General features: G+C 70.9%; 17 protein-coding genes. 12 read left to right on the plus strand and 5 right to left on the minus strand.

Annotated features, from left to right (window positions below; all coding sequences use genetic code 11):
- Positions 1-21: 21 nt before the first annotated feature.
- Positions 22-1,704 (minus strand): AMP-binding protein, encoded by a 1,683-nt coding sequence (locus tag CP980_RS06870; RefSeq protein WP_150493036.1) that lies wholly within the window; start codon positions 1,702-1,704, stop codon positions 22-24.
- A 44-nt stretch (positions 1,705-1,748) separates the two neighbouring features.
- The gene (locus CP980_RS06875; RefSeq protein WP_150493038.1) at positions 1,749-2,912 is read right to left on the minus strand and encodes a winged helix DNA-binding domain-containing protein; all 1,164 of its coding nucleotides are present in this window, start codon (positions 2,910-2,912) and stop codon (positions 1,749-1,751) included.
- A 246-nt stretch (positions 2,913-3,158) separates the two neighbouring features.
- Here CP980_RS06875 and CP980_RS06880 point away from each other — a divergent pair, with 246 nt between their 5' ends.
- The 3 genes from CP980_RS06880 (at position 3,159) to CP980_RS06890 (ending at position 5,881) form a co-directional block, all read left to right on the plus strand.
- Complete coding sequence (locus tag CP980_RS06880) at positions 3,159-4,331, plus strand: magnesium and cobalt transport protein CorA (RefSeq protein WP_150493040.1); 1,173 nt, start codon at positions 3,159-3,161, stop codon at positions 4,329-4,331.
- Positions 4,332-4,662: 331 nt separating this feature from the next.
- Entirely contained in the window at positions 4,663-5,193 is a 531-nt protein-coding gene (locus CP980_RS06885; protein WP_150493042.1) for an SMI1/KNR4 family protein, read from the plus strand.
- 103 nt (positions 5,194-5,296) lie between these two features.
- The gene (locus CP980_RS06890; RefSeq protein WP_150493044.1) at positions 5,297-5,881 is read left to right on the plus strand and encodes a hypothetical protein; all 585 of its coding nucleotides are present in this window, start codon (positions 5,297-5,299) and stop codon (positions 5,879-5,881) included.
- 461 nt (positions 5,882-6,342) lie between these two features.
- Here CP980_RS06890 and CP980_RS06895 read toward each other — a convergent pair whose 3' ends face one another.
- Together CP980_RS06895 and CP980_RS06900 are read right to left on the minus strand one after the other, a co-directional pair.
- Positions 6,343-6,891, minus strand: coding sequence for an N-acetyltransferase (locus tag CP980_RS06895; protein WP_150493046.1), 549 nt, complete (start codon positions 6,889-6,891; stop codon positions 6,343-6,345).
- A 23-nt stretch (positions 6,892-6,914) separates the two neighbouring features.
- Entirely contained in the window at positions 6,915-8,189 is a 1,275-nt protein-coding gene (locus tag CP980_RS06900) for an NsdA family TPR-like regulatory protein (protein ID WP_483028300.1), read from the minus strand.
- 166 nt (positions 8,190-8,355) lie between these two features.
- On the opposite strand from CP980_RS06900, the gene CP980_RS06905 reads away from it, so the two are divergent.
- From CP980_RS06905 to CP980_RS06935, 7 genes are all read left to right on the plus strand, one after another.
- Positions 8,356-8,748 carry a hypothetical protein gene (locus CP980_RS06905; RefSeq protein ID WP_150493050.1) on the plus strand — a complete coding sequence of 131 codons (393 nt, stop codon included), beginning with the start codon at positions 8,356-8,358 and terminating at the stop codon, positions 8,746-8,748.
- Between the two features lie 208 nt (positions 8,749-8,956).
- Positions 8,957-9,802: a glycosyltransferase family 8 protein gene (locus tag CP980_RS06910; protein ID WP_229906818.1), complete on the plus strand. Its 846-nt coding sequence runs from the start codon at positions 8,957-8,959 to the stop codon at positions 9,800-9,802.
- An 8-nt stretch (positions 9,803-9,810) separates the two neighbouring features.
- Positions 9,811-10,707, plus strand: a complete 897-nt coding sequence (locus CP980_RS06915) for a phosphotransferase (protein ID WP_150493054.1) — start codon at positions 9,811-9,813, stop codon at positions 10,705-10,707.
- Positions 10,704-11,435 carry a glycosyltransferase gene (locus CP980_RS06920; protein WP_150493056.1) on the plus strand — a complete coding sequence of 244 codons (732 nt, stop codon included), beginning with the start codon at positions 10,704-10,706 and terminating at the stop codon, positions 11,433-11,435. Before CP980_RS06915 ends, CP980_RS06920 begins: the two co-directional genes overlap by 4 nt.
- Complete coding sequence (locus tag CP980_RS06925; RefSeq protein WP_189998351.1) at positions 11,432-12,328, plus strand: PIG-L deacetylase family protein; 897 nt, start codon at positions 11,432-11,434, stop codon at positions 12,326-12,328. Before CP980_RS06920 ends, CP980_RS06925 begins: the two co-directional genes overlap by 4 nt.
- Positions 12,322-12,939: a nucleoside/nucleotide kinase family protein gene (locus tag CP980_RS06930; RefSeq protein WP_150493058.1), complete on the plus strand. Its 618-nt coding sequence runs from the start codon at positions 12,322-12,324 to the stop codon at positions 12,937-12,939. The genes CP980_RS06925 and CP980_RS06930 overlap by 7 nt, the downstream gene beginning before the upstream one ends.
- A gap of 288 nt (positions 12,940-13,227) precedes the next feature.
- Positions 13,228-14,022 (plus strand): glycosyltransferase, encoded by a 795-nt coding sequence (locus tag CP980_RS06935; protein WP_229906817.1) that lies wholly within the window; start codon positions 13,228-13,230, stop codon positions 14,020-14,022.
- Here the strand turns inward: CP980_RS06935 and CP980_RS06940 are convergent.
- Positions 14,019-15,041: a phosphotransferase gene (locus CP980_RS06940; RefSeq protein WP_229906816.1), complete on the minus strand. Its 1,023-nt coding sequence runs from the start codon at positions 15,039-15,041 to the stop codon at positions 14,019-14,021. The two genes, CP980_RS06935 and CP980_RS06940, sit on opposite strands and share 4 nt — an antisense overlap.
- 200 nt (positions 15,042-15,241) lie before the next feature.
- On the opposite strand from CP980_RS06940, the gene CP980_RS06945 reads away from it, so the two are divergent.
- Together CP980_RS06945 and CP980_RS06950 are read left to right on the plus strand one after the other, a co-directional pair.
- Complete coding sequence (locus CP980_RS06945; protein ID WP_150493060.1) at positions 15,242-16,291, plus strand: serine hydrolase domain-containing protein; 1,050 nt, start codon at positions 15,242-15,244, stop codon at positions 16,289-16,291.
- Between the two features lie 271 nt (positions 16,292-16,562).
- Positions 16,563-16,766, plus strand: coding sequence for a hypothetical protein (locus tag CP980_RS06950; RefSeq protein ID WP_150493062.1), 204 nt, complete (start codon positions 16,563-16,565; stop codon positions 16,764-16,766).
- Position 16,767 lies beyond the last annotated feature (1 nt).

Genomic DNA, 16,767 nt, shown 5'->3' on the forward strand with positions numbered 1-16,767 from the left:
CGCGGCGTCCGTACGACTGCCTCAGCCGAGGTCGGCCTCGTCGTACTCCGCGCCCGAGCCGGCCGCGGTCAGCTCCCGCAGCTCCACCCGGCGGATCTTGCCGGACACGGTCTTCGGCAGCTCCGCGAACTCGATGCGGCGGATCCGCTTGTACGGGGAGAGCACGGCGCGCGAGTGCGCGAACAGCGCCCGGGCGGTCTCCGGGCCGGGCTCCCAGCCCGCGGCGAGCGCGATGTACGCCTTCGGCACGGCGAGGCGCAGCGGGTCCGGGGCCGGTACCACGGCGGCCTCGGCGACGGCCTCGTGTTCGAGCAGGGCGCTCTCCAGCTCGAACGGGCTGATCTTGTAGTCGGAGGCCTTGAAGACGTCGTCCGAGCGTCCGACGTACGTGAGGTAGCCGTCGTCGTCGCGCGAGGCGATGTCCCCGGTGCGGTAGAGCCCGCCCGCCATGGCCTCGGCGGTGCGCTCGGGGTCGTCGCGGTATCCGCTCATCACCCCGGCGGGGCGGGTGCGCAGGTCCACGCAGAGCTCGCCCTCGTCCGGGGACTCCTTGCCGGTGAGGGGGTCGAGCAGCACGATCTCGTACCCGGGCGCCGGACGCCCCATCGAGCCGGGCTTGACCGGGACGCCGGGGAAATTGCCGATCTGGAGGGTGGTCTCGGTCTGCCCGAACCCGTCGCGGATGGTGACCCCCCAGGCCTCGCGGACCTTCTCGATGACCTCCGGGTTGAGCGGCTCGCCCGCGGCGACGGCCTCGCGGGGCGGGGTGCGCAGCGTGGTGAGGTCGGACTGGATCAGCATCCGCCACACGGTGGGCGGGGCGCAGAAGGTGGTCACGCCGTGCCGGTCCATCTCCGCCATCAGGCGCTCGGCGTCGAAGCGCGTGTAGTTGTGCACGAAGACGGTGGCGCCGGCGTTCCACGGGGCGAAGAGGTTGGACCAGGCGTGCTTGGCCCAGCCGGGCGAGGCGATGTTGAGGTGCACGTCGCCGGGGCGCAGGCCGAGCCAGTACATGGTGGAGAGGTGCCCGATGGGGTACGAGGCGTGCGTGTGCTCGACCAGCTTGGGGCGGGCGGTGGTGCCGGAGGTGAAGTACAGCATCAGCGGGTCGGTGGCCAGGGTCTCCCCGTCCGGGCTGAAGCGGGCGTCGGCGGCGTACATGTCCTCCAGCCGCCGCCACCCGGTGGGTGCCTCGGCTCCGGCGGCGATCCGGGTGTAGGTGCCGGGGACCTCGTCGAACTTTCCGGTGTCCTCGGCGCGCACGATGACGTGCCGTACGTGACCGCGCTCGATGCGGTCGCGCAGGTCGGCCGGGCCGAGCAGGGGGGTGGCGGGGATGACGACGGCGCGCAGCTTCATCGCGCCGAGCATGACCTCCCACAGCTCGCGCTGGTTGCCGAGCATGACCAGGACCCGGTCGCCGGACGCGACGCCCTGGTCGCGCAGCCAGTTGGCGGCGGAGTCCGACCGTACGGACAGCTCGGCGAAGGAGACCGACCGGCTGGTGCCGTCCTCCTCGACGATGCGCAGGGCGTCGGCGCCGTTGCCGTCGGCGATGCGGTCGAACCAGTCCAGGGCCCAGTTGAAGCGTTCGGGGCGGGGCCAGGTGAATCCGGCGTGGGCGGCTTCGTAGTCCCCGCGGCGTTCGAGCAGGAAGTCGCGTGCGGCCAGGAACTCGGCGGTGGCGCCGGTGTTGTGCGTCATGGAAGGCATCGTGCCGTGCCGCCCGTACGCCCCACCAGACGGCGTCAGCCGTGGATTGACCCGAAGCGTACGGAGGGACGGCGGCCGGCGGCACTCGTCCTGTCCGAGTCGTCCGAGTCGGCCGCCTCGGCCGTCTCCGCGGACTCGGCCGGCGCGCCCATCTCGGCGATCATGCGCTCCCCCTCGGCCACGATGCGCTCCTTCTCCCCCTTCGAGACCCTTCCGAAGAGCTCGACGGTGAGCGACGCCTCGTCCTCCCACCGCCACAGCCCGGCGACGAAGCCGTCGACGAGGAGGGTGCGGTGGGCCTGGTTCCCCGTCCAGGTGCGGCCCTTGAGGTCGGCCGGGATCACCCGGGTGCGGTCGGCGTGCGAGAGGAGCAGGTTGTCGAACTCCGGGAGGAAGCGGGGCGGGGCCGGGGTGCCGGCGTCGGGCCGGGGCGCGTCGGGCAGGTCGAACAGCTCGACGCCGTTCTCGTCGCGGAAGACGGTCAGGCGGGGCCGCAGCCGCTCGAAGGCCTCGCGGAGCCGGGTGAGTCCGGCCCAGGTCTGCATGTCCTTGACGGAGGCGGGCCCGAAGGCGCCGAGGTAGCGCAGGACGGCTTCGTCGACGGCGTGCGCCGGGGGCGCTTCGGCGGGCGGCCGTCCGAGCCACTGCTCCAGGGTGGTGAGCCGTACCTGCCCGCTGCGCCCCCAGACGCCGCGCGGAGTGACCTGGACGAGAGGCAGTCGGCAGCGGGCGGCGACGGACAGGGACTGCGGATCGGCGTCCGGCCAGTGTGTGAGCAGCTCCTCGCGGATCTCGCCCATCGTGCGGGGCTCCGCCTCGACGAAGGCGCGGGCGAGCTCGCCGAGCCGCTCCAGGTCGACCCCGGCGAGGCCCTTGCGGAAGGCGCCCACCTCCCGGTCGCGGGCGGCCTGGACCAGGGGCCGCAGCGTCAGCGCGTCGTGGGCGGTGTGGGTGTGGATGGTGGACCGCATGGTGACCATCCGGACCACCTTGCGGGATTCCATCAGCTCCGCGAGCGCGGCGGGGCGGAACCCCCGGAGCCGGGCGTGCAGCTGGAAGTACGGCGGTTTCACGTTCTGCGCCTGGAGCCCGAGCAGGTGCGCGACGGCGTCCTCGGCGGAGAGCTCGGCGCGGCTCAGGAGCAGTTGGCGCGCGAGCGTGGCACGGTTCAGGGAACGGGTGTCGAGTACGGAGCCCATACCCGCAAGCTACCCGCACTCGCGGACAGGGGCGGTCCGCAATGCGGCGACCCAGGAGCCCCCAAGCCCCCTGACGCACCCCCTGAACCATCCAGAACTGACCTGAACTCGGCCGAATTGCCCCACACCACCCACACCACACCGAACCGTCCTGACCTGTCCTGAACTCTCCGGAACCCCCCTACCCCTTCCGATATCCTTCCTCTCACCGACCGTAAAGATGTCCGACTGGGGAGCTGACCTGCGATGCCGGAGCGCCCGGACCACCGCCACCGCCGCCCCGCGCCTTCCGGGAAGCGGGCCGGCTGGCGCCGCCCCACGCCCCCGCCCGCCGCGCCCCCCGCCTCCCCGCCGGCCGACCCGGAGCCCGCGCCGGCTCAGGCCACTCCCCCGGACCACCGCAGCGTGATCGACTCCGCCGTCTACCGGGACGGCCGGCGCGTCGCCTCCCCCGCGACGCTCGCGGAGACGTTCCGCCGACTGCGCGACGAGCCCGACGGCATGGCCTGGATCGGCCTGCACCGCCCGACCGAGCCGGAGCTCCACTCGCTGGCCGGCGAGTTCAACCTCCACGAGCTCGCCGTCGAGGACGCCTTGGAGGCCCACCAGCGCCCCAAGCTGGAGCGCTACGGCGACACCCTCTTCGTCGTCCTGCGCGCGGCGCGCTACCTCGACGCCTCGGAGGAGGTCGAGTTCGGCGAGCTGCACGTCTTCGTCGGCCCGGACTTCCTGATCACGGTCCGCCACGGCGCCGCCCCCGACCTCTCCGCGGTCCGCCGCCGCATGGAGGAGACCCCGGAACTCCTCTCCCTCGGCCCCGAGGCCGCCCTGTACGCGATCCTCGACGCGGTCGTCGACGGCTACGCACCCGTCGTCGCCGGTGTCCAGAACGACATGGACGAGATCGAGACGGAGGTCTTCCGCGGTGACCCGGAGGTCTCCCGCCGCATCTACGAACTCTCCCGCGAGATGGTCGAGTTCCAACGCGCCACCCGCCCCCTGGTCGGCATGCTCCACGCCCTGATGGCGGGCTTCGCGAAGTACGGCACGGACGAGGAACTCCAGCGCTACCTCCGCGACGTGGCCGACCACGTCACCCACACCAGCGAACGCGTGGACGGCTTCCGCCAGGCCCTGACCGAAATCCTCACGGTCAACGCCACCCTGGTCTCCCAACAACAGAACGCCGAAATGCGAGCCCTGGCCGAAGCCGGCTTCGAACAGAACGAGGAAATCAAGAAGATCTCCTCGTGGGCCGCCATCCTCTTCGCCCCCACCCTGGTCGGCACCATCTACGGCATGAACTTCGAGACCATGCCGGAACTCCACTGGGCGGCGGGCTACCCCTTCGCAATCCTGCTGATGGCAGTGGTGTGCGTCAGCCTGTACGTCATCTTCAAGAAGCGCGACTGGCTGTAGATCACACACACCGGCAACCGTTGATCAACTTAGCTCTAGCGAATGCGCGATAGTGACCCTCAGGATCCCCTGGGGAGAATCTTGGGAGAATCGGCAGGCCACCCACGCCGGGTGCTCCCCTGCGCCTTGGGGCTGACCCTCCCGCACCGGCGACCGCCTTCGAGCGCACACGGTTGCGGAGGGTAACGACAGCGGGTGGCACAGCAGATGCTGTGCCACCCGCTGTCGCGACCAGGTCAGTTCTGTCTCCCCCGACGACTACAAACCGGCAATCGTCCAACAACCCTGCCCGTAGGGCGTCGATGTCCGACCCCCTGTCTAGCCTGTCTCCGTGAAGCCCACTGATGACCGCCAGTTCCCCGCCGCGCTCGCCACTGCGATGGCCGTTCCATTCGACTACGCCGACGGGCAGACCGGGGTCGACTTCGAGCCCTTCCCCGCCTTCCTATCCGCTGCCGAGACCACCGACTGGTTCCAGGCATGGACCGGGAACAGCGAACTGGACGGCAGCGACTTCCGCGTGTTCGGACAGGACGGCACGGGCGGGTACGCGGCGATCTGGCTCATCCGCCCCGGCCGACCGCTGGCCGAACAGCCCGTCGTCTTCCTCGGATCCGAGGGAGAGACCGGTGTCGTCGCCCGCGACCTGGGCGATTTCCTGTGGCTGCTGGCCGACGGCTTCGGCCCCTGGGAAGCCGCCACCTCGTACGAGCCCGACTGGAAGGCGCACCCCAATCCGGAGTTGGCAGCCATCGCCGAAGGGTTCGCACCGCACCAGCGTTGGTCGGCAGCAGCCGTGATCGAGCTGGCCGCCCAGGAGTTCCCCGGCTTCGACGACACCATCATGGGGCTCTGCCGCTGAACCCAACGTCGTCACCTGCGACCAGCCGGAATCACGGGAATGACGGGACGCCCAAGTCACCGCGCCCCTCTGTCGCGTTCGAGCATCGCTGTAGCCTCTGGCCATGAAGCACGGGGAAGGCGGGGACGCGCTCGTTCTGGAGGCCCGCGAGATGCTGGCCGCCGGACAGGGCACGGAGGAGGTCTTCGCCGAACTGGCCGCGCGCACCGGTGACTGGGACGCCTGCGCGTTGGCCCGATGTCTGGCCCTGGGAGTGTCCCGGCCGGACGCCGAAGCTCGAATCCACGAGGCACGACCCCTCTTCCACGAGTTCGAGGCGGGAGAGGAAGACATCGTCACCATGCTTCTCGCCCGTGGGCACGTGTTCGTCGTGGACCGGGTGTTGGACGGTCGCGGTGAGCGGATCCGTGACCTGTTGTGGACTGCTGCCTGCGCCCGCGGAGGCTTTCCTGGCGGCATGATCCTTTGGTTTCGTACCGGGGAGCTCACGAAGATCTTCCTGCTCTTCGCTCAGACCCGGGTCCGGGACGGCCGGGGCTCACCTCCCGAGTTCTGGGCGACCATGGTTACGGCCGGGGAACTCCTTGCGACCGAGGACGGCTCGGGCCAGGCAGAGGTGACGGCGGGGCTGGAGCATTCCCGGGCGCAGGCGACCTCCTTCAGTACGGGATCTCAGATGCGACCGTGAGAGAAGACCAGGGCCCCGGGCACGTACTCGGGCACCGTGCCGAGCAGCGCGTCGGCAGCGGCACGCCCCTTGTCTCCGGCCTCAGGCATGCCCCACGACCACCAGCAGGCGACCCCTACCCGAGCCCGAGACGGAGCACGTTATCGGCCGAGATGCTCTTCCCCATCGGGGGAGAGCATCTCGGCCGCTCCCGCCCCTGAAGTGGCGGGAGCGGACCGGGGCCAGGGTGCACCGGTCCACCACGCAGCGACCGAGGACGGATCGCAGCCGAGGGAAGAGCAGCAGCCTGCGTGCGAAGCCGCGTCACCCCCGCTACCCCGCCAAAGCGCGTGCACGACGACAAGCACGCGCTCGTCGCGACCGCCGCCAGGGCCGTCGAACGTCGGCGTCGCCAGCTTCCTCGCCCGAGCGACACACAAGGCGGTCCCCGGCCTCAGGATCGCCCTGCAGACGTACCGCCGTCACCTGAGCGCGCGGAGCATGGTGGTGTACACCGGGGCGTCGGGGAAGGGCTGCTGGTCACCGATGTGCTGGTACCCCCAACTCTCATAGAGGGCTTTCACCTTCGGGTGTCCGGGCTCGACGAGCAGGGTGACGCGCTGCTCGGTGCGGCCGGCCAGAAGCTCCTCGTGGATGCGGTACGCCAGAACCGTGCCCCTCCAGGGAGCCCGGACCATGATCTCGAAGAGGGCGAGGGTTCGGGTGCCGTCCTCGGTCGTGTCCGCCTCGGGAAGCGGCTGGAGCATGTGGGCCCACCAGCCGGTGTTCTGGGGCAGGGCTGCGGCGTAGGCGTAGCCGGCGGCCTCGCCACCGTCGTAGGCGACCACGGCCTCCCAGGACGGGCGGGAGGAGTGGCCGGTGAGACGACCCTCGAAGCGGTCGACGGAGAAGAACGGGTCCTCGCCGATCTCCTTCTCGTACACCTCGGCGTACACACCGACCAGGGTGGGGCGGATGGTGGGCAGCTGGTCGGTGCCGTAGCGGTGGAGGGTGATCTCCGGGGTGGGCATGGTGCTCCTTGTCGCGTGCGGGTTCAGGCAGTGCGGGTGCGGTCGTTCCACTGGCGGGTGACGGCGGACTTGGGGGCCGCCTGGTTGAGTGCGGAGGTGAAGCTGCCCAGGAGGTGGGGGACGCGGCCGGCGTCGGCGCCGGTCGGGGCGATGACGCGGGTGGCAGTGGCCACGGCCTGCTCGACATCACCCTGCGCGACCTGCGCGAGGGCCGCCTGGGACAGGTAGTAGGCGCGGTTTCGGTGCTGGTCGTCGCGGAGGTCCGCGATGCACCGGTGCGCATGGAACTCAGCCTGCTCCGCCTCGCCGAGCCGGTAGTGGGTGATGCCGGTCAGGCCGTGGAGTTCGCCCCGGGTGTAGAAGGCGACGGAGGACGGACGGGCCTCGGCGGGATCGGCGCGGTCGTAGGCACCGTGGGCCCGGTCCAGAGCTCGGAGGGCTCTGGTCTTGTAGCCCAGGCTGGCGGCGGTCAGGGCGATGCGGGAGTGGGTCAGCGAGGCGTAGAGGGGGTCGGTGCGGTGCGCCCGGGTGCTGGTGCAGGCTTCGGCCGCGGCAAGGGCGTCGGCGTACCGGCCGCGCTGTCCGGCGAGCATGGCGGCGTACCGCCAGGTCTGGTGCTGGACCTGGCCGTCTCCGGAAAGTCCTGCGAGGGTGACGGACTGCTCCAGGTAGCGCTGGGCCTCCCCCAGCCGGCGGGCGTCGATGGCGGAGAACATGGCGAAGGCCGTGAAGGACGCGGCGACGGCGTAGAGGCGGGAGCGGACGCGCTGACTGGCGGAGCCGTGCTGCTGGAGGCTGATGGTGCGGGCGGCGAGGTCGGCGGCGCGCTTCTCCAGGACGGGACCGCCGCCGTTCTGGTCGTCCAGGAGCCACAGTTCGGCCAGCAGACCGCGCAGGCGGTCGACGTCGGAGTGCCCGACCGTGGGTCGGGTGGCTGCGGTCGCGGTGCCGGTGGACACGGCGACGGCGGCGCCGGTGGCTACGGAGATGAAGCTTCGACGGCCAAGCACAGGGTCCTCCAGTCGTGCTGAGGGCGTTGCGGGGCGGGGGCGGGCACGGGGCACGAACCCCAGGTCGGTCGCAGGAAGCCCGGAGACAACCTCCAGGGCATGCCACTGGCGGTCCTGTGGCGAGCGGTTCTCTCCCGATAGCCACCGGTAGACCGTCCGTTCGGTGACGGCGCCGCGATGGCCGCTGAGGTCTGCCATGGCGTCGTTGACCTGCTCGGCAAGAGCGCCCGCACTGAGCCCGTGTTCCTTCATCCAGGTCTCTAATTCCGCGTTCCGCTTCCGCACCATGCAGTCACGGTAGAGGTGGGGCCGACGTCCGAGGTAGCGGAGGTCGGGACTTTTCGTCAGTGGTCACGCGAGTAGCTGCGAGCGGATTCGTCATGTCCAACACGTCTCTGACACGGGTTACTTGTCCGCACAGCCGAACCAGCACCAGGCGGATGGGAGCGGAATCGTGACCGTACTCGCGCACGAAGTGGCGGCAGCCCCGGTCGAGGTGCCCACGGTCACCTCCGCCAACCGGAAGACCCTAATCGCCTCTGCGGCTGCCGCCGTCGCCGGGGACGTCGAGGCCGCCCTCACCCTCGCCGACCACCACCCGGCCGGGGAGGTTGCCGTACGGCTGCGGGAGCGGCTGCGCGAGCACATCCATACCCTCGCGGTCCCCGCCGAACGGTACGCGGACCTGCTGCCGGAGAGCCGGGACAAGGACATCGCGGCCAGCACCGTGCGGTTCGCCCGCAAGGTCGCCCGGGGCTGCGGGAGCGATCCGGCGATAGCGCTGCGACTGCTGGCCAAGTCGGTGGCCCACCTCGCCCGGAACACGGACCTCCTGCGGCTTGTCTGAACCGCTTCCGGCGCCGGCCTGCCTGGGGCGTCGGAGCCGGAAGCCCTCCACCTGCCCGGCCGCGGCAGGTGACCGCAGCACCTCGCCGACACCGGTGAGGCGGGTCGGCTCCCCCGGATACGGGCGAGGAGCCGGCCACCATGCCCCGGCCCTGCCGGCCAGTCCCGTCGAACCTCGCCCTGGAGGCACCCGCGTGTACGCGATCGGCATGTGCATCGATGCCCGCTACCTGCTACCCGCCCTGGTCACGCTCGGATCGGTCGCCGACCACTTGCCGGTGGCCGACCGCCGCGAGAGTGCGGTACGGGTACTGACCAACGGCCTGTCCCCGGGGCAGGCCGCTGTGATGGAGTCCTTCGCCCGCCGCTGCGGATTCGGCTCCTTCGACCTGCGCTGGCAGGCCGCGCCGCCCGAGAGTGTCATGGCGGACGCCGCCTACATCTCGGTCGCCACCTACCTGAGGTTCGGGTTCACCCCCGGCTTCCTCGACCGGCCGTTCCTGATCTACGTGGACGCCGACGTACACGTACGCGGCGACCTCTCCGCGCCCTTGAACGGGCTGCCGGCGGATCGGGTCGGCGCGGTACAGGACGAGTTCAACCCGGCCGTCGGCCAGTGCCCGGCACTGCCCGGGGTCGCCGAGCGCTGGCCCCACCTGGTCGGGCGCACCTACTTCAACGCCGGGATGCTGTGGGTCCCCGCGCCAATGCTCGCCCCCATGCGGGCCGGGGTCCAGCAGGCCCTGGTCGGCGGGCGGCAGTACATCAAGCACAACGACCAGTGCGCCCTGAACATTTGGCTGCTGTCCTCCGGGACCGCGCATCCGGTCAGGCCGGTGTTCAACCGGTTCGAGGTGGACCGGTTCCTCGAGCGGGGGGACTGGGTCCGCCGGGTCCTCCGACGCCCGGTCACCCGCCGGGACGGGCACGTGGTGCACTTCGTCGGGGGCCAGAAGCCGTGGATGCGCTCGTGCCCCGGCACGGAAGACGTGCGTGCCTACCGGCAGCAGATGCACCGCACGCTGCGGCACCTGACCGGGGCAGGTGCACTGTGACTGGCGGCATGGTCCTGGCAGTGGAGAGGGCCTGCACGGAACTGGCCGGGTCGGCTCCGGCGGAGACGGTCCGCGTCCGCAACGGACCGAAAACGGCCGTCTACCGCGTCCGTCTCGCCGACGGCCGCCCGGTGGTGGTCAAGCTGTTCGCGGTCGACGGCACCCACGGCGCTGTCGACGAGGCCCGCCTCCTGGCCGCCGTCACCGCCGCCGGGCGGGTGCGGGTGCCGACCGTGATCGGGTACGGGCCGGTTCCCGGCCTGACCGTCTCTGCCCTGGTCACCACCGATGCCGGAACGAGCACCTTGGGGGATGCCGTCCGAGCCGGGCAGATGCCGCGTCCGGCGGCACTGCTGAGGCTCGCCCTGCTGATGGCTGCCTTCCATAGCGTCAAGGCCCCAGCCGGGGTCCCCCTGGCGCCAGGCATCGGCCAGCAGGTCAGCGCTCTGGCCGCCCACTGCCCCAAGCAGGTCTTCGTCCGGCTCGCTCCCGCCCTGGAGGTCATCGCGGCCGGGGCACGCCTGGAACGGCTCGTGTGGTGCCACGGAGACCTGCACCTGGAGAACGTGATCTGCGGAGGCGACCGACGCCTCACCGTAGGCGAACACGGCCGGCCCCGCCTCCACGACTACCTCGTGGACTTCGAGGCCGCGACCGTGGAGGTCCCCGAGTACGACCTCGCCCAGACCCTCGTGACCTGCGACGCCCTGGAGCCGTCCGACCGGTTGTTCGTGGCCGCTGCCTACGGACGGCCCGTCGACACCCGACTCCTGGACGCCTACGTGGCCTTCCAGGCCGTACGCGGCTGGACCTATGCCGCCCACCGGGAGGGCCGCGACCGCGACGCCTGGGCGGCCCGCCTGCACCTTGCCCTGTCCCCACACTCAGGAAGGACCGCGCTGTGACCGACCCCGATCTGTCGGTGATCATCCCCGCCTACAACGAGGCCGAGTACCTGCCCCGCTACCTGCCCACCGTCTTCGCTTCCCTCCGGGCCTGGGAAACCCTCTCCGGCCTCGTGGGGGAGGTGATCGTGGTGGACAACGCCTCCACCGACGGCACCGCGACCGTCGCGAAGGAGCTGGGGGCCAGGGTGGTGACGGAGCTGGTCCGCAGCATCGGCCTGGCCCGGAACAGCGGAGCCCGCGAGGCCAAAGGGCGGATGCTGTTCTTCGTCGACGCCGACGTGGCCCTGCCGCTGGAGGGGATCACGGCCGCCGTGGCCGCGATGGACGCCGGAGCCGTCGGCGGGGCGATCCCGCCGCTCTACACCCCCGCCCGGTTCGGGGCCCGCCTGCTCTGTGCCTACTGGGACCACCACCGCTCCCGCCATGGGGGCGCCCAGGGCGTCAACCAGTTCTGCACCCGGGACGCCTTCAAGGCGGTACACGGCTACCGGCCGGACTACTTCATGAGCGAGGACATGGAGTTCTTCGCCCGCTTGACCGCCTACGGCCGCCGCACGGGCGGGCCGGTCGCGGTCCTCGAAGACCTCCGCGTGCGGCCCTCCACCCGCCGCTACGACGCCTGGTCCACGGCCCGGATGCTCTGGTGGCAAAACCCGGTGGTCGTCCGCCTCGGCCTGACCTCGCCCCGCTTCTGGCGCAACTGGTACGCCACCACCGTCCGATGATCGGAGAACCCCAGGTGACCCGCCTTCCCCTGCCGGACGCCGACGGCATCTACACCTTCCCCACCGACCTCCTGACCGCGCACCGGGCCTGGATGGACTCCCTGACCGGGGCGAAGGAGATCATGACGCTGACGGCGCCGCTGACCCTCGCGCCGTACTGGATCGAGCCGCGCAAGCCGTCCGGGCGGCCGGTGGTCGTCATCGAACCTCACCACGACGACTTCGTCCTGTCCGCCTCCGGGACCTTCCTCGCCCGTCCCCGACCGCTGACCGTGGTCACCGTCTTCACCCGCTCCCGCAGCGTCCACCCCTCCCTCGAAAGCACCTATAACAGCGTGGAGACGGTCTCCGGACTCCGCGACCGCGAAGCCGCCCAGTCCCTGTTGCCCCTGGGGGCGGCCCGGGTCGGCCTGGGGCACAAGGACGCCGAGAAACCCTATCGGGCACCCGAGCCCGCCCAGGTGGACCGGATCACCTCCGAACTCGCCGAGATGCTGGACGGGATGGACGACGCAGAGCTGCTCGCCCCGGCCGCCGTCACGCGCCACCCGGACCACCTCGCCGTCCACGAGGCGACGCGCCGCCTGGGCTGCCGGTGGTTCTGGGAGGACGCCGCCTTCTGGTCCACGTACGGATTGTCCGGATGCGACCGGCAGCTGTTCCGACAGCGGGTGCGCGATGTCTTCGAACCGGAGCTGGAGGACATCACGGCCACCGTCCTGGACAAGGTGACCCTGCTGCACATGCACGGCTCGCAGATGCACCCCGCGCGGAAGATGTACCGGCCGATCCGGCACGCCTACACCGTCGCCGCCAACCTGCTGCCCGACCCGGACGGCCCTCCGCGGGGCCAGTTCGCGGAACGCTTCTACCGGCTCGGGGGGTCGTGGTGATCCTCGGCCTGGAAGGCCCCTCGTACGGGGGCAAGACCTCCGCCCTGGGGCGGCTGCGCCGGGTGCCGGCGATGCAGGACGCGATGTTCTTCTCCTGCTACGTGAAGTCGTTCGCGCGCCGCGAGGACATCCCCACCCCCTCCACCCGGTCGGCTGACGAGCAGGTGAAGGCGTTCATGACGTTCATGGAGATCGAGGGCGAGCGCGTGGACGCAGCTCGCCGCCACGGCGGGCTGGTCGTCCTGGACCGGACCGTCGACACCCTCTTCGCCCACGCTCACGCCATGGACGAGATCTACGGCTTCAACGTCCTGCCCGAACTGACCGGACGGGCCGAGGAGATGCCACACCTGCGGCCGGACCACACCCTGTACCTGGACGTGACGCCCGAACTCTTACACCTGCGGCGCAAGGCGGCCGGACACCATGAGGTCGAGCCCGAGTACTTCCTCCACGACCCCGCCTTCCTCACGCACTTCCGCGACTACTTCTGCCGCCCCGTCCGCAGCCCGGCGACTGCGGAGTTGACCGTCACCTCCGAGGGCGGCGACCGGCAGGAGACGGCCGCCGTCGTGCAAGCCCTCTTCACGTACTGGGCGAGTGTCCGGTGACCGGCCCGACGGTGGTGTTCGTATGGCGGCGGACCCCACCACCGCTGCTGATCGGGGGCGCGGAGGTCTCCCAGCAGCTCCTGGCGGAGGAGTTCGTCCGGGCCGGCTGGCGGGTCGTCTACCTCGGCAGCCACGAGGCTCCCTGGAACGGGTCCCGCGCAGATCGGGCATCTGCGTGCCCGCCTCCGGGCCCACGGAACCGTGTGGGATGAGGCCGGCGGGGAGGTCCGCTACCGGTGGAACGGCGTCTCGTGCCGAGCCGTGCCGCAGGACAGGGTGGAAGCGGCGATGAAGGGCCTCCTGGCCGAGGCCCGGCCGGAACTGGTGGTGACATCGCAGGAGCGGGCTGCCGACCTCGCCGCCCTTGCCCGCCGGTCCTCGCGGGTCGCCGGATGGCTGCACTCGGTCTCGGCCAACAGCATGGGCGTCCTCCACGGCCGACCGCACGTCGCCCTCGCCACGTCGAAGTTCGTCGCCGGACGCACCCATGCCCACTCCGACACGAAGACCGTCGCCTTCTACCCGCCCTTCGCGCCAGCCGAAGGCGCCGGGCACCTCCTCGCCGCGGGGCCCGGCACAGCCGGTCGCGTCCCCGGCGGCGTGCTGATGGTCAACCCCATCCCCGCCAAGGGCGCGGCCCTCCTGCACCAGCTGATCCGCAGGTTGCCCGCCCTCCGGTTCACCCCCGTCGAGGGTTGGTGGGACACGGCCGACGAGTTCACCGCGTACCCGAACGTCCACTGGGTCCCCCGCACATACGCCATGGGACGGCTCTACTCCGCGAACGACCTGCTGCTCGTGCCCTCCCAGGTCGAGGACGCCTTCCCCCGGGTGATCGTGGAAGCCGGACTCCACGGCGTCCCCACGATCGGCTCGTCCCGCGGCGGCATTCCCGAGGCGCTCGGTGACGGCGGAGTGATCCTCCACCCCGACGACGGGGACGGCTGGGTGCAGGCGATCGAGTCGGCCGACCGGACCGGCCTCGGCGCGAAGGCCCGCGCCGGGGCAGAGCCGCTGGTCCGGCCGTGCCTGCCCGAGCTGGCTGCCGCCGGGCTCATCCCGGCGGCAGCAGGCGCCGGCTAACGGGCCGCGTAGGCGGCCTGCACCTCGTCGGCGCAGTCGGTCCACCAGTTCAGCAGTGCCTCGTCCGTCAGGAACATCTCGCCGAAGGCGGGGTCCTGGCGGTCGAGGTAGAACTCCAGCTGCCAGAAATCGGTCAGCCGCTTCCACCACAGCCGCTTCACCGCGTCGGCGAGGTCGCCCTCGGACAGATCGATCACGGACCGGTATCCGGTACAGAACGCAGCGACACGGTCGAGGTCGAAGACACCACCGACCCCGAACTGCACCTGCGCGGTCCGCGCGACCTCCTCTCCGTACGGCCGGACCCCGAGCCGATCCCAGTCCAGGATCCCCACTACCCGGCCCTCCCGGCGCAGCAGATTGCGGTACTGGAAATCGCCGTGCGTCCACCCGTAGGGCCCGGCCGGCACCTCGCCGTCCGGCCGGGCATCGGCGTACCGCGCGAGGAGGCGGCGCCGGTCGTGCAGGGCCTCGGCGGCGGCCTTGTCGAAGTCCGTCACCGGAGCGGACGGCAAGCGGCTCAGGAGGGCAGCAGCCGCGCGGTCGGCCTCGGTCACATCGCGGACCTTCGCAACCGGCGCCTGCTCCGGGACTCGGCCGGGACCATGCCGCCGCAAGCCCTCGTGGAGGCGGCCCAGCAGAGCACCGAGATCGCGCACCTGGTCGAGCGGGAGATCCGTCCCTTGAAGGTGCTCGCCGTCCACCCACGGCAGGACGCAGTAGCCGTGACCACCGACTTCCGCCACGAGGTCACCGTTGGCCGCGCTCAGCGGCGCCGGCACGGGGATGCCCTCGCGAGCCAAGTCCAGGAGGACCGCAAGGTTCCTGCGGACCTTCGGCAGAGGAACATCGGTGATCTCCTTGAGCGCGAACACTCCAGCAGCGGTCACAAGCCGCCAGTTCCGGTTCATCAGGCCATGGGCAAGGAACCGCCGATCACTCACCGCGCCCAGCCCGAACGCGTCGGACAGGCTAGGCAGCACTGCCGTCAGAGCATCTTCTCGAGTCGTATCCGTCACCCCCAGCACGGTACGCCGACCCCGAATCCCGCACCCGAATTCGTCACCCGGATCCCTACTGAGAGTCGGGGGGAGAGGCGAGCCGAGATCGCTTCGCCACCAGCTCGCCTGACTCCGCCCGTGGCGGAGCCGGAACAGTCCTGGCGGCCTCACTACCCTGACCGACGGACCACCCGCGGCCGTACGACGATCGGGAGACCATGACGACACCCTCCACCCCCCGAATCGAAGACCTCCTGCAGACCGGCGTACGCGAGGAGGTCTACCCCGGCGCGGTGTGGGCGGTCGGGGACGCCGACGGCATCCGCGCGAGCGGAGCCGTCGGCCTCCTCGACCCCGACCGGCCCGACGAACCGATGCGGCTGGACACCGTCTTCGACGTGGCCAGCCTCACCAAGATCCTTGCCGTCTGGTCCACGATCGGCACTCTCGCGGAAGAGGGGAAACTCCAGCTCCACGCTCCCCTGGGCGCCTTCTGGGACGAAGTCGCGGGTCACCCCCTGGCCGAGGCCACGACCCATCACCTGCTCAACCACACCGCGGGCCTGCCCCTGCGCGCCAACCTGAAGAACCTCTACGGCACCGACCCCCAGGACATCCGCGACGGCGTCCTCCACGAAGCCCTCCACCGCCCACCGGGCGAAGCCGTCGAGTACACCGACCGGGCCGCCCTCGTCCTCGGCTACCTCGCCGAACACCTCTCGGGCCAGCCCCTGGACCGGCTCGCCACGGACCGCGTCTGGCACCCCCTCGGCATGACCCGCACCCGCTTCGGCCCCCTCCCCGCCGCCGAGGTGGCCCGCTGCGCCCCCACCGAGTACGACGACACCACCGGCACTCACCTCAAGGGCACCGCCCACGACTTCTCCGCCCGCCTCCTCGGCGGCGTCTGCGGCATCGCCGGCACCTTCTCCGTCCTCGACGACCTCGCCCTCTTCCTCCGCCACATGCTCACCCCCACCCGGGCCGCCTTCGGTCCGACCTGGATCAAGGACTCCCTCCGCCTCCAGACCGGCGCCCTCACCCCCGCCCGAGGCCTCTTCTGGCACCCCGCCCCCGGCACCGCCCTCGCCGAGGACATCTGGGTCCACTACGGCTTCACTGGCACGGGCATGTGGATCAGCCCGGCCCAGGACCGCTGGGCTGTCCTCCTCACCAACAAGCTCCGCTTCAACCGCGACCGCGAGCCCCTGACTGAGATCCGCAACATCTTCCGAGCGGCCGTCTTCGCCGCTGAGAACGCGGAATGACCCGCGTGCTCACCAGGGCACTTCTCTTCAGCAGGTAGTACCGCAGGATTCCCGCCGCCGCCATACCGCAACGGCAACTGCTGTCGACAAGGCTGGCTGACACAGCTGTCATCAGCGGCGAGGGTGATTGGCTTTACCCATGGCCAGCCGGTGGAACCGGACCCGGGCGGTTCAGAATCGGCCGCACGTAGTCGTTTGCCCCCTCGTTCAGCTGGACGCTGACACACTGGCATAGGTGTAGAGAAGCAGTCTCATTTCGGGGGAGAGCGCCGTGGCGCAGAAGAGCGACAAGCCCTACTACCGGGCAGGGCACTGGGTACGGCCGTCAGCCGTCAAGCAGGTGAAGAAGCCTGCGACGGGCATCATTGTCGTAGCTGCGCTGCTGGCCATCGCTGCTTGGAACACGGTCTTTGGTGATGACAACGAGGCTCCGGCTCCGCAGCAGCCGACCCCGACCGCCGCAGCTACTCCCTGAA

The organism is Streptomyces vinaceus, assembly GCF_008704935.1.
Lineage (GTDB): Bacteria > Actinomycetota > Actinomycetes > Streptomycetales > Streptomycetaceae > Streptomyces > Streptomyces vinaceus.